The organism is Paraburkholderia sediminicola (genome assembly GCF_046026895.1).
Classification (GTDB): Bacteria; Pseudomonadota; Gammaproteobacteria; order Burkholderiales; family Burkholderiaceae; genus Paraburkholderia; species Paraburkholderia sediminicola_C.
This window is the reverse complement of record NZ_JAQQEU010000016.1, coordinates 82139-100807: the sequence shown is the minus strand read 5'-3', so window position 1 is coordinate 100807 and position 18669 is coordinate 82139. Positions and strand designations below refer to the sequence as shown.

Annotated in this window: 16 protein-coding genes; 8 read left to right on the top strand and 8 right to left on the bottom strand. The window is 64.8% G+C overall.

What is annotated here, in order from left to right; all coding sequences use genetic code 11:
* Positions 1–8: 8 nt before the first annotated feature.
* Both clpB and PQR02_RS14290 read right to left on the bottom strand, forming a co-directional pair.
* Positions 9–2606: an ATP-dependent chaperone ClpB gene (clpB, locus tag PQR02_RS14295; RefSeq protein WP_408231462.1), complete on the bottom strand. Its 2598-nt coding sequence runs from the start codon at positions 2604–2606 to the stop codon at positions 9–11.
* Positions 2607–2726: 120 nt separating this feature from the next.
* Positions 2727–3215, bottom strand: coding sequence for an Rrf2 family transcriptional regulator (locus PQR02_RS14290; RefSeq protein WP_408231459.1), 489 nt, complete (start codon positions 3213–3215; stop codon positions 2727–2729).
* Between the two features lie 306 nt (positions 3216–3521).
* Here PQR02_RS14290 and PQR02_RS14285 point away from each other — a divergent pair, with 306 nt between their 5' ends.
* Entirely contained in the window at positions 3522–4067 is a 546-nt protein-coding gene (locus tag PQR02_RS14285; RefSeq protein ID WP_408231456.1) for a group III truncated hemoglobin, read from the top strand.
* 90 nt (positions 4068–4157) lie between these two features.
* Here the strand turns inward: PQR02_RS14285 and moaE are convergent, their stop codons facing one another.
* The 6 genes from moaE to PQR02_RS14255 form a co-directional block, all read right to left on the bottom strand.
* Positions 4158–4634, bottom strand: coding sequence for a molybdopterin synthase catalytic subunit MoaE (gene moaE, locus PQR02_RS14280; RefSeq protein WP_408231453.1), 477 nt, complete (start codon positions 4632–4634; stop codon positions 4158–4160).
* 37 nt (positions 4635–4671) lie between these two features.
* Positions 4672–4929 (bottom strand): molybdopterin converting factor subunit 1, encoded by a 258-nt coding sequence (moaD, locus tag PQR02_RS14275; RefSeq protein WP_408231450.1) that lies wholly within the window; start codon positions 4927–4929, stop codon positions 4672–4674.
* A 34-nt stretch (positions 4930–4963) separates the two neighbouring features.
* Positions 4964–6214: a molybdopterin molybdotransferase MoeA gene (locus tag PQR02_RS14270; protein ID WP_408231447.1), complete on the bottom strand. Its 1251-nt coding sequence runs from the start codon at positions 6212–6214 to the stop codon at positions 4964–4966.
* Positions 6215–6555: 341 nt separating this feature from the next.
* A complete protein-coding gene (gene thrC / locus PQR02_RS14265) occupies positions 6556–8007 on the bottom strand; it encodes a threonine synthase (protein WP_408231445.1) in 1452 nt (483 codons plus the stop codon).
* Positions 8008–8014: 7 nt separating this feature from the next.
* Positions 8015–9346, bottom strand: coding sequence for a homoserine dehydrogenase (locus PQR02_RS14260; protein ID WP_408231441.1), 1332 nt, complete (start codon positions 9344–9346; stop codon positions 8015–8017).
* A gap of 96 nt (positions 9347–9442) precedes the next feature.
* Positions 9443–10690 (bottom strand): pyridoxal phosphate-dependent aminotransferase, encoded by a 1248-nt coding sequence (locus PQR02_RS14255; protein ID WP_408231438.1) that lies wholly within the window; start codon positions 10688–10690, stop codon positions 9443–9445.
* Between the two features lie 610 nt (positions 10691–11300).
* On the opposite strand from PQR02_RS14255, the gene PQR02_RS14250 reads away from it, so the two are divergent.
* From PQR02_RS14250 to PQR02_RS14220, 7 genes are all read left to right on the top strand, one after another.
* A complete protein-coding gene (locus PQR02_RS14250; protein WP_149673172.1) occupies positions 11301–11675 on the top strand; it encodes an Mth938-like domain-containing protein in 375 nt (124 codons plus the stop codon).
* A 439-nt stretch (positions 11676–12114) separates the two neighbouring features.
* Entirely contained in the window at positions 12115–13836 is a 1722-nt protein-coding gene (locus PQR02_RS14245) for a glycosyltransferase family 39 protein (RefSeq protein WP_408231434.1), read from the top strand.
* A 25-nt stretch (positions 13837–13861) separates the two neighbouring features.
* Positions 13862–14233 (top strand): SMR family transporter, encoded by a 372-nt coding sequence (locus PQR02_RS14240; RefSeq protein ID WP_408231431.1) that lies wholly within the window; start codon positions 13862–13864, stop codon positions 14231–14233.
* A 251-nt stretch (positions 14234–14484) separates the two neighbouring features.
* Positions 14485–15636, top strand: coding sequence for a DegT/DnrJ/EryC1/StrS family aminotransferase (locus tag PQR02_RS14235; RefSeq protein ID WP_408231428.1), 1152 nt, complete (start codon positions 14485–14487; stop codon positions 15634–15636).
* A gap of 6 nt (positions 15637–15642) precedes the next feature.
* Complete coding sequence (locus tag PQR02_RS14230) at positions 15643–16686, top strand: glycosyltransferase (RefSeq protein WP_408231425.1); 1044 nt, start codon at positions 15643–15645, stop codon at positions 16684–16686.
* Positions 16683–17618, top strand: coding sequence for a formyltransferase (locus PQR02_RS14225; protein ID WP_408231423.1), 936 nt, complete (start codon positions 16683–16685; stop codon positions 17616–17618). The genes PQR02_RS14230 and PQR02_RS14225 overlap by 4 nt, the downstream gene beginning before the upstream one ends.
* Positions 17615–18661 (top strand): bifunctional UDP-4-keto-pentose/UDP-xylose synthase, encoded by a 1047-nt coding sequence (locus PQR02_RS14220; protein ID WP_408231420.1) that lies wholly within the window; start codon positions 17615–17617, stop codon positions 18659–18661. Before PQR02_RS14225 ends, PQR02_RS14220 begins: the two co-directional genes overlap by 4 nt.
* Positions 18662–18669 lie beyond the last annotated feature (8 nt).

Sequence of the window (18669 nt, the reverse complement as noted above, 5' to 3'; positions counted from 1 at the left end):
CGTTTTGCTTAATGCACGACGCGGTCGAACACCAGCGTGCCGTCTTCCACTTCCACCGGAATCACATCCTTCGGACCGAACTTGCCGGCCAGGATCAGCTTGGCGACCGGGTTCTCGATCTCCTGCTGGATCGCGCGCTTCAACGGCCGCGCGCCGAACAGCGGATCGTAGCCGACCTTGCCGACGTGCTCGAGCGCCTCATCCGACACCACCAGCTGCATGTCGAGCTTCGCAAGCCGATCATGCAGACGCTGCAGTTGGATACGCGCGATCGACTGGATGTTCGAACGGTCGAGCGCATGGAACACCACGACGTCGTCGATCCGGTTCAGGAACTCGGGCCGGAAGTGCAGCTTCACCTCTTCCCAGACCGCGTCCTTGACCGCTTCCTGCGGCTCGCCGACCATCGACTGGATCACCTGCGAACCGAGGTTCGAGGTCATCACGATCACCGTGTTCTTGAAGTCCACGGTACGTCCCTGGCCATCGGTCATGCGGCCGTCGTCGAGTACCTGTAGCAGCACGTTGAACACGTCCGGGTGCGCCTTCTCGATTTCGTCGAGCAGGATCACGCTATACGGCTTGCGGCGCACCGCCTCGGTCAGATAACCGCCTTCCTCGTAACCGACGTAGCCCGGCGGCGCACCGATCAAACGCGCGACGCTGTGCTTCTCCATGAATTCGCTCATGTCGATACGGATCAGATGATCTTCCGAATCGAACAGGAACGCCGCCAACGCCTTGCACAGTTCGGTCTTGCCAACGCCGGTCGGCCCGAGGAACAGGAACGAACCATACGGACGGTTCGGGTCCGACAACCCCGCCCGCGAACGGCGGATCGCGTCGGCCACCGCGTTGATCGCCTCGTCCTGACCGACCACCCGGTCGTGCAGTTTCGCTTCGATCTGCAGCAGCTTTTCGCGCTCGCCCTGCATCATCCGCGACACCGGAATGCCGGTGGAACGCGACACGACTTCCGCGATCTCTTCCGCGCCGACCCGTGTGCGCAACAGCCGTGGACGCTGCGGATTGCTCTGCTCCTCAGCCTCGACCCGCGTCACTTCCTTCAACTGCGCTTCGAGACCCGGCAGCTTGCCGTACTGCAGCTCGGCGACCTTCTCCAGCTTGCCTTCACGCTGCAGGCGCGTGATTTCCGCACGCGTTTTCTCGATCTCTTCCTTCAACTGCGCGCTGCCCTGCACCGCGGCTTTTTCCGCGGTCCAGATTTCTTCGAGGTCCGAATATTCGCGATTCAGCCGCTCGATTTCCTCCTCGATCAGTTGCAGACGCTTTTGCGACGCTTCGTCCTTTTCCTTCTTCACGGCTTCGCGTTCGATCTTCAACTGGATCAGACGCCGGTCGAGCCGGTCCATCTCTTCCGGCTTCGAGTCGATTTCCATCTTGATCTTCGAGGCGGCTTCGTCGATCAGATCGATCGCCTTGTCCGGCAGGAAGCGGTCCGTGATGTAGCGATGCGACAGTTCCGCTGCGGCGACGATGGCCGGGTCGGTGATGTCGACGCCATGATGCAGTTCGTACCTTTCCTGCAACCCGCGCAGGATCGCGATGGTCGCCTCTACCGTCGGTTCGTCGACCAGCACCTTCTGGAAGCGGCGCTCGAGCGCGGCATCCTTCTCGATGTACTTGCGATACTCGTCGAGCGTGGTGGCGCCCACGCAATGCAGTTCGCCGCGCGAAAGCGCCGGCTTGAGCATGTTGCCCGCGTCCATCGCGCCTTCGGCCTTGCCCGCGCCGACCATCGTGTGGATTTCGTCGATGAAGACAATGGTCTGGCCTTCGTCCTTCGCGATATCGTTGAGGACAGCCTTCAGCCGCTCTTCGAACTCGCCGCGATACTTCGCGCCGGCCAGCAACGCGGCCATGTCGAGCGACAGCACACGCTTGCCCTTCAGCGTTTCCGGCACCTCGCCGTTGACGATGCGCTGCGCGAGCCCTTCGACGATCGCGGTCTTGCCCACGCCCGGTTCGCCGATCAGCACCGGGTTGTTCTTGGTGCGGCGTTGCAGTATCTGGATCGAACGACGGATTTCGTCGTCGCGGCCGATCACCGGGTCGAGCTTGCCGGCCCGCGCGCGCTCGGTCAGGTCGATGGTGTACTTCTTGAGCGCCTCGCGCTGGCTTTCGGCGTCCTGGCTATGTACCTGCGAGCCGCCGCGCACCGCCGCAATCGCGCTTTCCAGCGACTTGCGCGACAAGCCATGCTGACGCGCGAGGCGTCCGGCTTCGCCCTTGTCGTCGGCGACCGCGAGCAGGAACATCTCGCTGGCGATGAACGTGTCGTTGAGCTTCTGCGCTTCCTTGTCCGCCTGATTCAGCAAGCCGGTCAGCTCGCGGCCGATCTGCACGTTGCCGTCGGTGCCCTGCACCTGCGGCAGACGCGTCATCGCGTCGCCGAGCGCGGTTTGCAGCGCCTGAACGTGCACGCCGGCGCGCGACAAAAGCGAGCGCGCCGATCCATCCTGCTGCGCGACGAGCGCCGACAGCACATGAACCGGTTCGACGTATTGATTGTCATGGCCGACGGCCAGACTCTGCGCATCCGCCAGTGCTTCCTGGAATTTAGTGGTGAGTTTGTCGATTCTCATCAAGAGACCTCCAATTTCGATTACCACCAAAATGAGGCGTTTTATTCAGGTTTCAAGCGCTTTTTTGCGCTCAACAGCAAGTATTTAACATTTGAGCGCAAGAACCGTCCGCGCCCCGATTCACGCGGACGGTGCCGATGCGGCCGGCACGATCGGGATCACCGGGCCGCCCAGGCCGAGCAGCGAAGCCAGCGCGCCGTGCGGCTGCGCGACCTCGCCGATGGTGTAGCGGTCGAGTTGGGCGAGGAAGGCTTGGCCCGCAGCGTCGAGCGCCTCGCGCAGACGGCACGCGGGCATGATCACACAGGAGCGGTGCGCGCCGTGCTGGTCGGGCAGACAGGCGACCAGCGCGAAGTCGTTTTCCATTACGCGAACCACCTCGCCCACCGTCAGCGCGCGAGATCGTTCGGCGAACCGCAGGCCGCCGTTGCGCCCGCGCACGGTCTCGATCCAGCCGCGCTCGGCGAGTTGCTGCACGACTTTCATCAAGTGGTTCTTGGATATCCCGTACGCCTGCGAAATATCCTGGATCGTCGACAGGCCATTGCCCCGCACAGCGAGGTACAGCAGGACGCGTAGTGAGTAATCCGTATAATCGGTCAGTCTCATAAATACAGGTCACGATAAGCGCAAGCCGCGATCCCTGAGATAACCGCGTCGATGCTAGGGTTGCCGTGGCGCGCCGCTTCGCCCTAAGATGCAGCCAGCGCGCATGTTTGCCAACTTGCGCGGATGGGCGGCGTTGCTGTTCGCGCCGGTGTTCGGGTAGTAATGGTAACGTTTCCTGCGTCAAGTTCACGCGAAAAGCATGTTATTCCCGGCCTTCTTTTCGATCGCACGCATTTGAGGGCCGTTTCCGCGCGGCTGGGGCGCCGCGGGACACGCCGCCTTGCGCCGCATTTATCTGGAATTTGCATGAATCCTTCCTTCCCCGTCGCGGCGGTCGTCGAGCGCGCCGCCGAGCCCACCGAAGCGAATATTCGCGAACTCGTCTACGGCTTTTACGATCGCGTGCGCGCCGATGCGCTGCTCGGCCCGGTCTTCGAAGCAAAGCTCGCCGGCCGCTGGGACGACCATCTGCCGAAGATGTGCACGTTCTGGGGCTCTCTCGTGCTGGGCGCGAAGCAGTACCGCGGCAACGTGCAGCAGGCGCATCAACCGCTGGAAGGCGTCGAGCCGCAGCACTTCAGCCGCTGGCTGTATCTGTTTCTGGATACGGTCGAATCGCGCTACCAGCCGGCTGCGGCGGTGCGCTTCATGGAACCGGCGCTGCGCATCGCGCAAAGCCTGCAATTGAGCCGCTTCGGCTGGGATTACAAGATTCCGCCCGAGCAGCAGGCGCTGCTGGAGCGCGTGGCACCGAAGCGCCGCCCGCACGATGACGATGGGTCGGCTCACGCGACACGGCCGGCTGGCGAGCCGTTTCCAGCACGAATCATCGGACGGGCGCGCGACGAGTAATGGGTGTTGGGTTCGTTCGGGAGCATCGCACGCGTCAGCCGTCTTGACGCCGAGTGCCGCGCGCCGCTTCGATAGCGGCCTGACCCGCCTCTACTCCCGCGAGCGATTCCCCGATTCGATGCCCCAGCGGGCGAGCGCGGCGTCGTCCGTGACGCGGGCGTCGACCCAGCGTTCGCCGGCCTCGGTCTTCTCTTTCTTCCAGAACGGCGCCTGGGTCTTCAGATAATCCATCACGAACTCACACGACGCGAACGCGTCGCCGCGATGCGCGGCCGTGGTCGCGACCAGCACGATCTGGTCGAGCGGATAAAGCTTGCCGACCCGATGGATGATCAGCACCTCGATGCCCGGCCAGCGCTCGCGCGCGCTCGCGATGATCGCTTCCAGCGACTTCTCGGTCATGCCGGGATAATGCTCGAGTTCCATCGTCTCGACGCTGCTGCCGTCGTTCAGATCGCGCACGGTGCCGACAAAGCAGGCGATGGCGCCGATCTTCGGATTGCGTGCGCGCAATGCGGCCACTTCGGCTGTGAGGTCGAAGTCTTCAGTCTGAATGCGAACGGGCATGGGCGGCTCCCTGGTGACGATCTGGCGGCGTTGCCGCCTAGCCGCCAGTGACCGGCGGGAAGAACGCGACTTCGCAGCCGTCCGTGATCCGGGTGCCGGCGTCGGTCATCACGTGGTTGCAGGCCATGCGCAGCGCGCGGCCTTCGGCGAGCGTGTCGGCCCAGATTCCGCCGCGCACGCGCAGCCACGCGCGCACGTCGCCGACGGTCGCGATGCCGTCGGGCAGCTCGACGGTTTCGTCGGCCAGATTGAGCGCTTCGCGCACGCTCGCAAAATAGCGGAGTTCGATCTTCATCGGGATATCGCCGGCCTGCTATGCATAGCCGGCCTCAGTTCAGCAGTTCGGAAAAGGGAATGAAGCGCACGGTCTCGCCCGCGCGGATCGCATGGTTCGGCGGATTGTCGATCAGGCCGTCGCCCCAGACCGTCGAGGTCAGCACGGCCGAACTCTGATTCGGGAACAGATCGAGGCCGCCTGCCTCGTTCAGCCGCGCGCGCAGGAATTCGTTGCGGCGGTCGGCCTTGCTCTGGGTGAAATCCGCGCGCAGCGACAGCGTGCGCGGCGCGACCGTCCGCGCGCCAGCGAGCCTCAGCACGAACGGACGCACGAACAGCAGGAAGGTGGCGAAGCTGGAAACCGGGTTGCCGGGCAGCCCTATGAAGAACGTTTCGGCCGATGCCGCTGCCGCTGCGTCCGCATTGGCATCAGCATTCGCCGCCCCGCGCCGCACCGCGCCGAAGGCGAGCGGCTTGCCCGGCTTCATCGCGATCTGCCACATCGACAGACGCCCTTCCGCCTCAACGGCGGGCTTCACGTGATCTTCCTCGCCGACCGATACGCCGCCGCAAGTCAGGATCAGATCGTGCCCGGCGGCGGCTTCACGCAGCGTCGCGCGGGTCGTGTCGAGCTGGTCGGCGACGATGCCGTAGTCGGTCACTTCGCAGCCGAGCTTTTCCAGCAACCCGCGCAGCGTGAAGCGGTTCGAGTTGTAAATCGCGCCCGGTTTCAGCGGCTCGCCCGGCATCGTCAGCTCGTCGCCGGTGAAAAACACCGCGACCTTGACGCGGCGGCGCACCGCTAGTTTCGCGCAGCCGACCGATGCGGCGAGCCCCAGCGCCTGCGGCGTAAGCCGAGTGCCCGCCGGCAGAATGATCGAGCCGCTGCGGATATCCGCGCCTTGCGCCGTGATCCATTCACCGGCTTGCGGAGTGTGGAGGATCGTGACTTCGCCGCCGGAGGCTTCGGTTTGCTCCTGCATCACGATCGCGTCGGCGCCGGGCGGCACCGTTGCGCCGGTGAAGATGCGCGCCGCGGTGCCGGGCAGCAGCGGCACGGGTGCGTGGCCGGCCGGAATGCGTTGCGACACCGGCAACCGGCTGCCGCCCGCACGCGCCAGGTCCGCTGTGCGGATCGCATATCCGTCCATTGCGCTGGTGTTCATCGGCGGGACGTCGAGCGGTGACGTGACGTCGGCCGACAGCACGCGGTTCAGCGCGTCCAGCGTGGGAATGGATTCCGTACTGGCGATCGGGCTCGCGGCGCCAAGCAGGGTCGCCAACGCTTCGGCAGTGGCGAGCATGGGAGCGCGGGGCGTTGGTGTGGACATCTCTGGTTTCGAAGCTGCGGATTAAAAGAACATTGTAGCGGCCGATGCCGTCGGCCTGGGCGGCCCGGCGTGACGCGGGGGTTTTGCTTCGTGTGACTGCGGGGGTTTTGCTCTTTTAGCCCGCTCAGCGCAGTGTGCGGCAAGCCCTCTTTTGCTGCGGGCCTTCTGGTCCGTCCACATGCGGCTGAACGGCTGTCTGCGCGGCGCGGCTTCGATCGGCGCGCCTCGGCAGCGCATCAAACCGCGTCCAGCCGCTGCAGGCCGCCCGAGCCGCGCTGCGTGAGCCGCCGCCTCACGCAGCGCGCAAAACAGCCTCACCCGACCGTGTTCGCCACGATAAAGTCCTTCACGCGCTGCGCATTGGCCGGCAACACTTCGAAGCGCTGCGGCAACGACTCCAGCCCCGAAAACGCCGCCGGCCGCTCCGGCTCGCGCAACAGCGCTTCGCGGATCGTCTCGCCGAACTTGATCGGTTGCGCGGTCTCCAGCACGATCATCGGAATGCCCGGTTGCAGATGTTCGCGCGCCACCTTCAGGCCGTCGGCCGTGTGCGTGTCGATCATCGTGTCGTAGCGCTCGAACACGTCGCGGATCGTCTCCAGGCGGCTGTCGTGGCTGCTGCGGCCCGACACGAAACCGAACTCCTCTACGCGCGCAAAATCGCCGCTCGCCGCGAGATCGAAGCCGCCCTTTTCCTCGACATCGCGGAACAGTTGCAGCACCCGCGCCGGATCGCGGCCCAGCAGATCGAACACGAAGCGCTCGAAGTTCGACGCCTTTGAAATGTCCATGCTCGGGCTGCTGGTGTGGTACGTCTCGGCCGCCTTGCGCACGCGGTAGATGCCGGTGCGGAAGAACTCGTCGAGCACGTCGTTTTCATTCGTCGCGACGACCAGCTTCTCGATCGGCAGACCCATCATCCGCGCGATATGACCCGCGCAGACATTGCCGAAGTTGCCCGACGGCACCGTGAACGACACGCGCTCGTCGTTCGACTTCGTCGCCGCGAAGTAACCCTTGAAGTAGTACACGACCTGCGCGACGACACGCGCCCAGTTGATCGAATTGACCGTGCCGATCTTGTACTTCGCCTTGAACGCATGATCGTTCGACACCGCCTTGACGATGTCCTGCGCGTCGTCGAACACGCCTTCAACCGCGAGATTGAAAATGTTCGGGTCCTGCAGGCTGTACATCTGCGCGGTCTGGAACGCGCTCATCTTCTTGTGCGGCGACAGCATGAACACGCGGATGCCCTGCTTGCCGCGCATCGCGTATTCGGCGGCGCTGCCGGTGTCGCCCGAGGTCGCGCCGAGAATGTTCAACGTCTCGCCGTGCTTCGCGAGCGCGTACTCGAACAGGTTGCCGATCAGCTGCATCGCCATGTCCTTGAAGGCGAGCGTCGGGCCGTTCGACAGTTCCAGCAGCGCGAGCGGCGCGCCGTTCTCGACGCCCAGCGTTTTCAGCGGCGTGATCTGCGCGGCGCTTTCGTCGTCGCGCACGTTGCAGTACGTCGCGGCCGTGTAGGTCTTGCGCGTGAGTGCGCGCAGGTCTTCGGCGGGAATGTCGTCGCTGAATTTCGACAGGATCTCGAAGGCGAGATCCGCGTAAGGCAGCGTGCGCCAGCGCGCCAATTCGTCGGCGCTGACGCGCGGATATTCGGCGGGCAGATACAGGCCGCCGTCTTTCGCGAGACCGCCCAGCAGGATGTCCGAAAAGGTGTGGCGCTCGCCGGCTCCGGCGCCGCGGGTGGAGAGGTAGTTCATAGTGGGCCTAGTTCAGCGCTTCCATGCGCAGCTTCGTGACTTGCGAGACGACGGTCTTCAAGGCTTCGATCGACTTGATCGCGGCGTTGACATACTTTTCGACCGTTTCATGCGTGATCAGGATGATGTCGGTTTCGCCCTTGCCGTTCGCGTCGACCTGCTCCGATTCCTTCTGCAGCAGCGCGTCGATCGAGATGCCGGTGTCGGCCAGAATGCGCGTGATGTCGGCCAGCACGCCGGTCACGTCCGCCACCCGCAGACGCAGGTAGTAGCCGCTCGTCACCTCGTCGATCGGCAGGATCGGGGTGTTCGACAAGCTGTCCGGCTGGAACGCGAGATGCGGCACCCGATGCTCCGGATCGGCCGTGTGCAGGCGCGTCACGTCGACCAGGTCGGCCACCACCGCGGAGGCCGTCGGCTCCGCGCCCGCGCCCTTGCCGTAGTAGAGCGTCGTGCCGACCGCGTCGCCATGCACGACCACCGCGTTCATCGCCCCTTCCACGTTCGCCAGCAGGCGCTTTTCCGGAATCAGCGTGGGGTGCACGCGCAATTCGATGCCCTTGTCGGTGCGGCGCGCAATGCCGAGCAGCTTGATGCGGTAGCCGAGTTCCTCGGCGTACTTGATGTCGATCGCCGCGAGCTTGCTGATGCCTTCGACATAGGCGCGCTCGAACTGCACCGGCACGCCGAACGCGATCGCGCTCATGATGGTCGCCTTGTGCGCGGCGTCCACGCCTTCGATGTCGAAGGTCGGATCGGCTTCCGCGTAGCCCAGCTCCTGCGCGGCTTTCAGCGCGGTCGCGAAATCGAGCCCGCGGTCGCGCATCTCCGACAGGATGTAGTTCGTGGTGCCGTTGATGATGCCCGCGATGTACTGGATGCGATTGGCCGTCAGCCCCTCGCGCAGCGCCTTGATGATCGGAATGCCGCCCGCCACCGCCGCCTCGAACGACACCATCACGCCGTTGGCGTGCGCCGCTTCGAAGATCTCGGTGCCGTGCACCGCGAGCAGCGCCTTGTTGGCGGTGACCACATGCTTGCCGTTCCTGATCGCGCGCAACACGAGATCGCGCGCCACGCCGGTGCCGCCGATCATTTCGGCCACGATATCGATCGAGGGGTCGTCGACCACCGCGTTGAAGTCATCGGTCAGCGCGACCGTGCCGGCTTCGCTGCCGAGCGCCGCGGTCGCCTTCGCGGGATTGCGCACGGCGATGCGCGCAATCTCGATGCCGCGGCCCGCGCGGCGTTTGATTTCTTCCTGATTGCGGCGCAGTACCGTGAAGGTGCCGCTGCCTACCGTGCCGAAGCCCAGCAGTCCAACTTTGATCGGTTCCATGCAGCGTGTGTTTTCGAGTAGGTGATTGAAAGGAAACGGGTGTCTGGTGTGGCGCGGCCGGTGCGGTGCCTGCCGCGCCGCGCGCCACCTCGTGCGCTAGGCCGTGTGCCGTTTGCGGTAGCCGTCGAGAAAGCGCGCGATCCGGTTGATCGAATCCGCGAGGTCGTCGACGTTCGGCAGGAACACCACGCGGAAGTGATCCGGCGTCTTCCAGTTGAAACCGGTGCCCTGCACCAGCAGCACGCGCTCTTCGAGCAGCAGGTCGAGGATGAACTGCTGGTCGTTGTGGATCGGATACACCTTCGGATCAAGGCGCGGGAACATGTACAGCGCCGCCTCGGGCTTCACGCAGCTCACGCCGGGGATGGCCGTCAGCATGTCATACGCGAGTTCGCGCTGTTTGTACAGGCGCCCGCCCGGCACGATCAGGTCGTTGATGCTCTGATAGCCGCCGAGCGCGGTCTGGATCGCGTACTGGCCCGGCACGTTCGGGCACAGCCGCATCGACGCGAGGATGCCGAGGCCTTCGAAATAGTCGCGGCCGTTGCGGCGGTTCTCGCCGGTCAGGCCCGAGATGAACATCCAGCCGGCGCGATAGCCGCACGAGCGGTAGCTCTTCGACAGGCTGTTGAAGGTGACGGTGAGCACGTCTTCGGAAAGCGCCGCCATCGACGTATGGGTTTTGCCGTCGTAGACGATCTTGTCGTAGACCTCGTCGGCGAAGATCACGAGGCCGTGCTGGCGCGCGATTTCGATCAGGCCGAGCAGCAGTTCGTCCGAGTACAGCGCGCCGGTCGGATTGTTCGGGTTGATCACCACGAGCGCGCGCGTGTTCGGCGTGATTTTCGCGCGGATGTCGTCGAGGTCGGGCATCCAGCGGTTCGACTCGTCGCAGATGTAGTGCACCGGCGTGCCGCCCGCGAGGCTCACGCCGGCGGTCCACAGCGGATAGTCGGGCGCCGGCAGCAGCACTTCGTCGCCGTCGTTGAGCAGCCCCTGCAGCGCCATCACGATCAGCTCCGACGCGCCGTTGCCGATGTAGATGTCGTCCAGCTCGACCCCGTGCACGCCCTTTTGCTGCGTGTAATGCATGATCGCCTTGCGCGCGGCGAACACGCCCTTCGAATCGGAGTAGCCGGACGAGCCCGGCAGGTTCAGGATCATGTCCTGAATGATTTCGTCCGGCGCTTCGAAGCCGAATGGCGCGAGATTGCCGATGTTCAGCTTGATGATGCGGTGGCCCTCTTCTTCGAGCCGCTTCGCATGTTCGAGGACGGGCCCGCGAATGTCGTAGCAGACATTCAGCAACTTGTTGGATTTGAGAATCGGTTTCACGGCGGGCACTTCATCCTGTTGATGGCTTGGGCGAACCGGCGCTGGCTCAAAACGCCAGGCCGGCCAGTTCGCCGATAGGGGAATTCGGGCGCGCAGGGCCGGCGACGGCCGCCAGACGCGAATCGGACCGCCCTGTCGAGCCGCCGCTGCATTTTCGCAGCCGGCGCGCTTTTCGGGGCAAGCTTTCGTGCCGCTTGCTTTCGTGCCGCTCGAATGCCGCTTGCGCAGCCCGTTGCTTCGCCCGCCCCGCCCGCCCTGCTGCGCGCTTGCGGCGGATTGCGCCAGCGTAGCAGCGAAGCGGGATGAAGCAGTCAAAACGGGCCAGCTTGGGCGAAAACCCGGCGAAAATCCGACGAAAGCGGGCAAAACCAGGGCAGGTAGCCGATGGGCCGCGCCGCTGCGCGCAGCGCAGCTTGTGGCGGCACATGAGCGAGGGGCGCCGCAAGGCGGCTAAAAAGTTATAATTTAGCGGATTTTGGCCGACTTCCGCAATGCACCAACCGCATCGGCAAGCCTTTTCGGCTCCTTCGTGCCCACTCGCGTCGAACCGCCCCGCTTCGCCTCGCCCGATCAGGCGGTCCGCACGCATGATGTCTCACGACGACTTCGGAAAACGAATTTGAAATTACATCAGGATTCCAGCGGCGCCCTCAACACCGTGACCGGCTACGGCGCCGACTATGTCGAAATCAATCTGGTGCGTCACGCGGGCAGCATTCTCGTGCTGCCGGACGCACCGGTCATCCCCTGGCCCGTCTCGTCGTTCGACCAGTTGAGCGCCGAGCACTTTGCGATGCTGATCGAGGCCGCGCCCGAAGTGGTCGTGTTCGGCAGCGGCGAGCGGCTGCGCTTTCCGCATCCGCGCCTGACCGCCGCGCTCACCGCGAAGCGCATCGGCGTCGAAACGATGGATTTCAAGGCCGCCTGCCGCACCTACAACATTCTGATGGCTGAAGGCCGCAAGGTTGCGGCCGCGTTGCTGATCGAAGCGTAGCGGCCGAGGCGTCGTGTCGCGCCGGTGCGGCTGCGGGATGGCCGTGGCGCCGCGCGGCCAGGCCTTGCTTCGCCGTGGCGGCAGGCCGCCGCGCGCGCCCGGCAAACGTGTGAAAGGACGCTCATGGCGCCGCATCGCCTCGCGCACCTTGGCCGCGTCACGGCAGATCACGTACACTGCGCGCCATCCGTGCGGTGCTGACGAGCCCGGCCAGGTCGTGCGTAACCGGCCGGCGCCTCGATGGCCTGGTCACGTTACGCCGCTTGGGAGCAGGCAACCGACGCCCTGGCGCCCCCCGCCGAAGCCGTCCGCGGCCTCGCCCGGCGCCGCAGCCGCGCCCGCAGAATCCGCAAATGGCCACCCGCGCATAGCCGGTCGCCATTTCCAGACAACACCGCTTCGCCGCCCACACGCGGCGTCGCCCAACAGGTTGAAACCCATGAACGATACGCCGTCGAGGCTACCGCTCAATCGCACCACGATCCTGCTGCTGGTGCTGGCCCTCGCCGTGATCTGGTTCGTGCCGCTCGGCTGGCGCCACCTGCTGCCGAGCGACGAAGGCCGCTACGCCGAAATGGCGCGCGAGATGTTCGTCACCGGCGACTGGATCACGCCGCGCTACAACGGCTACAAATATTTCGAGAAGCCGCCGCTGCAAACCTGGGCGAACGCGCTCACGTTCGCGTGGTTCGGCGTCGGCGAATGGCAAGCGCGCTTGTACACCGCGCTGACGGGCTTCGCCGGCGTGCTGTTGATCGGCTTCACCGGCGCGCGCGTGTTCAACACGGCGACCGGCGTGTTCGCCGCGATCGTGCTGGCGTGCTCGCCGTACTGGAACCTGATGGGCCACTTCAACACGCTCGACATGGGCCTGTCGTTCTGGATGGCGCTCACGCTGTGCGCGCTGCTGCTCGCGCAGCGCCCCAACCTGCCGACCTCGCGCGTGCGCGGCTGGATGTGGGTGTGCTGGGCGTCGATGGGGCTGGCGGTGTTGTCCAAGGGACTGGTCGGCGTGATCCTGCCGGGTGCCGTGCTGGTGCTCTACACGGTAGTCGCGCGCGACTGGGCGCTGTGGAAGCGTCTGCACCTGATCGGCGGCCTGATCGTGTTCTTCGCGATCGTCACGCCCTGGTTCGTGCTGGTGCAGCAGCGCAATCCCGAATTCCTGAACTTCTTCTTCATCGTTCAGCAGTTCAAGCGCTATCTGACGCCCGAGCAGAATCGCCCCGGGCCGTTCTATTACTTCGTGCCGGTGCTGCTGGTGGGCTTTCTGCCGTGGCTCTCGGTGACGCTGCAAAGCGTGCGGCACGCGTGGCGCCTGCCGCGCCAGCCGAATGGTTTCGCGCCCGTGATCCTGATGCTGGTGTGGATCGGCTTCATCTTCCTGTTCTTCAGCGCGTCGCACTCGAAACTGCTGTCCTACACGCTGCCGATCGCCCCGCCGATCGCGTTGCTGATCGGCATGTATCTGCCGCTCGTCACGCGCGACCAGTTGCGCCGGCATCTGGCCGGCTATGCGCTGTTTCTGGTCGTCGCCGCGTTCGCCGCGCTCTTCATGACGCGCTTTGGCAGCGCGCGCAATCCGGCAGAACTGTATGCCGAGTTCCGCACCTGGGTGCTCGCCGCTCTCGGCGTCGCGTTCGTGCTGACGCTCGCCGCGCTGTGGCTGAACCGCCGCAGCCGGGCCGGCACCCTCGGTGCGATCGCCTGCTTCGGCGCGGCGTGGCTGCTGCTCGGCACGATCGCCGGCACGGGCCACGACGTATTCGGCCGTCTGAGTTCCGGCGCGCCGCTCGCCCCGCCGATCAAGGCCCAGCTCGCGAAGCTGCCGGCCGATACCCCGTTCTACTCGGTCGGCGTGCTCGACCACACGCTGCCGTTCTACGTCGACCACACGATGATCATGGTCGAGCATCCCGACGAACTGGCGTTCGGCGTGTCCGTCGAACCGCAGAAATGGGTGCCCTCCGTCGACGCGTGGATCGAACGCTGGAAGGCCGAGCGCTACGCGCTCGCGCTGATCCCGCCGCCGACCTACGACCGGCTCGTCAAGGAAGGCCTGCCGATGCAGGTCATCGCGCGCGATTCGCGGCGGGTAGTGGTGATGAAGCCGCTCGCGGCGTCCGATGCGCCGGCGGCGGTGGAAAAGCAGCAACCATGACCCCATCTCAGGATCCAACCGTTCGATGAACCCCATTTCCCTCTTTTGCATCCTCGCCGGCGTGACGCTGAACGCCGGCGCGCAGTTGCTGCTCAAAGCCGGCACCAATGCCGTTGGACACTTCGAATTCACCCGTGCGAACATCCTGCCCATCGGCTGGCGGCTCGCGACCCAGCCGCCGATCATCGGCGGCCTCGCATGCTATGTGATCAGCGTGGTCGTGTGGATGGTGGGGCTGTCGCGGGTGGACGTGTCGATCGCCTATCCGATGCTGTCGCTCGGCTACGTCGTCAACGCGTTCGCGGCGTGGTATCTGTTCGGCGAAGTGCTGTCGCTGCAGAAGCTCATCGGCATCGGCATCATCCTGATCGGCGTGGTGGTGCTGGCGCGCAGCTAGCTACGCGCGGCAATCCCGGCAGCGCATCGCCGGACACGATTCATTGCAGATTTATTGCGCGCACCGGGCCGGCGCGGCGCGCGTCGGCACAAGATACCGTCAGCAAAAGCTGCAAACCGGCTAAGCATGACATAAGGTTGACCGTACTATTCTGTGCGGTTGCTCTTTAGCGCGGCCTTGGGTTTGCGCGTAGTTTGTGGTTTACTTCGCGCCCTTTCGGGTTGCGCCCCTATCAATCGAGCGAAGCATTCATGAGCCAGTCAACAGTCCCGTTTTTGCCGTTTGTCAAACCTGAGATCGATGAGGAAACGATCCAGGGCGTCGCCGACGTGCTGCGCTCCGGCTGGATCACCACCGGCCCGCAGAACCAGAAGTTCGAAGCGGCGCTGTCCGAGTTCTGCGGCGGCCGTCCGGTGCGCACCTTCAACTCCGGCACGGCGACACTGGAAATCGGGCTGCGCATCGCCGGCGTAGGCGCGGGCGACGAAGTCATCACGACGCCCGCGTCGTGGGTCTCGACCAGCAACGTGATCCTCGAAACCGGCGCGACGCCGGTGTTCGTCGACATCGATCCGGCCACGCGCAACATCGACCTCGATCTGCTCGAAAAAGCCATCACGCCGCGCACCAAGGCGTTGCTGCCGGTGTTTCTGTCCGGCCTGCCGGTCGACATGGACCGGCTCTACGCGATCGCCCGCGCGCACAAGCTGCGCGTGATCGAAGACGCCGCGCAGGCGTTCGGCTCGACGTGGCACGGCGAGCGCATCGGCAAGCTCGGCGACATCGTGTCGTTCAGCTTCCACGCGAACAAGAACCTGACCTCGATCGAAGGCGGCGCACTGGTGCTGAACAACGAGGAAGAAGCCGTGCTGGCCCAGAAATACCGGCTGCAAGGCATCACCCGCACGGGCTTCGACGGGATGGACTGCGACGTGCTCGGCGGCAAGTACAACCTGACGGACGTCGCCGCGCGCGTCGGTCTCGGCCAGCTGCCGCATCTGGAGCGTTTCCTCGCGCAGCGCAGGAAGCTCGTGCGTGCGTACTTCGCGGGCTTCGAAGGCGGCGCGGCGGTGAAGCTGGGCGTCGGCCTGCCTTCTGCGGACTTCGAGAACAGCAACTGGCACATGTTCCAGATCACGCTGCCGCTCGAAAAACTCTCGCTCGACCGCGCCGGCTTCATGAGCCAGTTGAAGGAGCGCGGCATCGGCTCGGGCGTGCATTACCCGGCGATCCATCTGTTCACGCTGTATCGCGCGCTCGGTTTCAGGGAAGGCATGTTCCCGCATGCGGAGCGCTTCGGCGCGAGCACCGTCACGCTGCCCCTTTTCACGCTGATGAACGGGAGCGACGTGGAACGGGTGTGCCGCGCGGTCAACGAAATTTGCGAACAATACGGAAAATAAGCGGAAATGAGTTATTCGGAACATCGCGCCGCCGCACCGGAAGTATCCATCATCATTCCGGTGTACAACGAGGAAGCCGGACTGGCCGCGCTGTTCGCGCGCCTCTATCCGGCGCTCGACGCGCTCGGCACCAGTTATGAAGTGATTTTCATCAACGACGGCAGCCGCGACAAATCCGCCGCGCTGCTCGCCGAGCAGTTCCGCGCGCGGCCCGACACGACCCGCGTGATCCTGCTGAACGGCAACTACGGCCAGCACATGGCGATTCTCGCGGGCTTCGAGCAATCGCGGGGCGAGATCGTCATCACGCTCGACGCCGACCTGCAGAATCCGCCGGAGGAAATCGGCAAGCTGGTGTCGAAGATGCGGGAAGGCTACGACTATGTCGGCACGATCCGTCTGCAACGCCAGGACAGCCTGTGGCGCCGCAAGGCATCGCGCGCGATGAACCAGCTGCGCGAGCGCATCACCCGAATCAAGATGACCGACCAGGGCTGCATGCTGCGCGCGTACAGCCGGCACATCATCGATACGATCAATCGCTGCGGCGAGATCAACACGTTCATTCCGGCGCTCGCCTACACGTTCGCGCAGAATCCGGTCGAAATCGAAGTCGCGCACGAAGAGCGTTTCGCCGGCGAATCGAAGTACTCGCTGTACTCGCTGATCCGCCTGAATTTCGACCTCGTCACCGGCTTCTCGGTGGTGCCGCTGCAATGGCTGTCGTTCATCGGCGTGATCCTGTCGCTCGGCTCGGCGGCGCTGTTCGTGCTGCTGCTGATTCGCCGCTTCATCATCGGCGCGGAAGTGCAAGGTGTGTTCACGCTGTTCGCCATCACCTTCTTCCTGCTCGGCGTGATCATCTTCGCGCTCGGCCTGCTCGGCGAGTACATCGGGCGTATCTATCAACAGGTGCGCGCGCGGCCGCGCTATCTGGTGCAGACCATTCTCGAACAGCGTGACGGCACGACCTTCACCGAAGCGCCGCGCCAGGCGGTCGTGCAGGCCGTGCAAGCCGCGCCGCTGGCCGATCAGGGGCCGACGCCATGAAGCCGCGCGCTGTCGTATTCGCGTACCACAACGTCGGCGTGCGCTGCCTGCAGGTGCTGCTCGCGCGCGGCGTCGACGTGACGCTGGTCGTCACCCACGAAGACAACCCGAGCGAAAACATCTGGTTCGGGAGCGTGGCGTCGGTCGCCGCCGAACACGGCATTCCGGTCGTCACGCCGGGCGATCCGAAGAGCCCGGAGCTGCGCGCCGCGGTCAGCGCCGCGCGGCCCGATTTCATTTTCTCGTTCTACTACCGCCACATGTTGCCGGTCGACCTGCTCGCGCTCGCCGCACGGGGCGCTTACAACATGCACGGTTCGCTGCTGCCGAAATATCGCGGCCGCGTGCCGACCAACTGGGCGGTGATCCACGGCGAAACCGAGACCGGCGCGACGCTGCACGAGATGGCCGCCAAGCCCGACGCGGGCGCGATCATCGCGCAAACGCCGGTGCCGATCCTGCCCGACGACACCGCCGCACAAGTGTTCGACAAGGTCACGGTCGCCGCCGAGCAAACCCTGTGGCGCGTGCTGCCGGCCTTGCTGGCGGGCGAAGCGCCGCATCTGCCGAACGACCTCGCGCACGGCAGCTACTACGGCGGACGCAAGCCGGAAGACGGCCGGATCGACTGGACGCAGCCCGCGCAGCAGGTCTACAACCTGATCCGCGCGGTCGCGCCGCCGTATCCCGGCGCTTTCACCGACCTCGACGGCCAGCGTTTCATCGTCGCGCGCGCGCGCCTCGCCCCACCTGGCGCGCTCCGCTCGGATTTGCCGCCGGGCCTGCACGTAAGCGATAATGCCGTTTTTGCGATCTGCGGCGACGGCCGCGCCGTCGCCATCCACGAATTGCGGCACCAGCACGACGGCAGCGAGACTGTCGTCACCCCGGCCGAATTCGCCCAGCTCCTCCCAACTCCCCGACATTCATGAAAAAAGTCCTGATTCTGGGTGTGAACGGCTTCATCGGCCATCACCTGTCCAAACGCATTCTCGAAACGACCGATTGGGAAGTCTTCGGGATGGACATGCAGACCGAACGTCTGGGCGACCTGATCAATCATGAGCGGATGCACTTCTTCGAAGGCGACATCACGATCAACAAGGAGTGGGTCGAGTATCACATCCGCAAGTGCGATGTGATCCTGCCGCTGGTCGCGATCGCCACCCCGGCCACGTATGTGAAGCAGCCGCTGCGCGTGTTCGAACTCGACTTCGAAGCGAACCTGCCGATCGTGCGTTCGGCCGTCAAGTACGGCAAGCATCTCGTGTTTCCGTCCACGTCCGAGGTCTACGGCATGTGCACGGACGAGCAGTTCGATCCGGAAGAATCGCAACTGTCGTACGGCCCGATCAACAAGCCGCGCTGGATCTACGCGTGCTCGAAGCAGCTGATGGACCGCGTGATCTGGGGTTACGGCATGGAGGGCCTCAACTTCACGCTGTTCCGTCCGTTCAACTGGATCGGCCCGGGCCTCGACTCGATCTACACGCCGAAGGAAGGCAGCTCGCGTGTGGTCACGCAGTTCCTCGGCCACATCGTGCGCGGCGAGAACATCAGCCTCGTCGACGGCGGCGCGCAAAAGCGCGCGTTCACGGATATCGACGACGGCATCGGCGCACTGATGAAGATCATCGAGAACAAGGACGGCATCGCCACGGGCAAGATCTACAACATCGGCAACCCGACCAACAATTTCTCGGTGCGCGAACTCGCACACAAGATGCTGGCGCTGGCCGCCGAATTCCCGGAGTACGCTGCGACGGCCAAGCAGGTGCAACTGGTTGAAACGTCGTCGGGCGCATATTACGGCGCGGGCTACCAGGACGTGCAGAACCGCGTGCCGAAGATCGACAACACGATGCAGGAACTCCACTGGGCGCCGAAGTCCACCTTCGACGAAGCGCTGCGCAAGATTTTCGAAGCGTATCGCGGCCATGTCGGCGAAGCACGCGCACTCGTCGAACAGCAATAAGGGCTGAT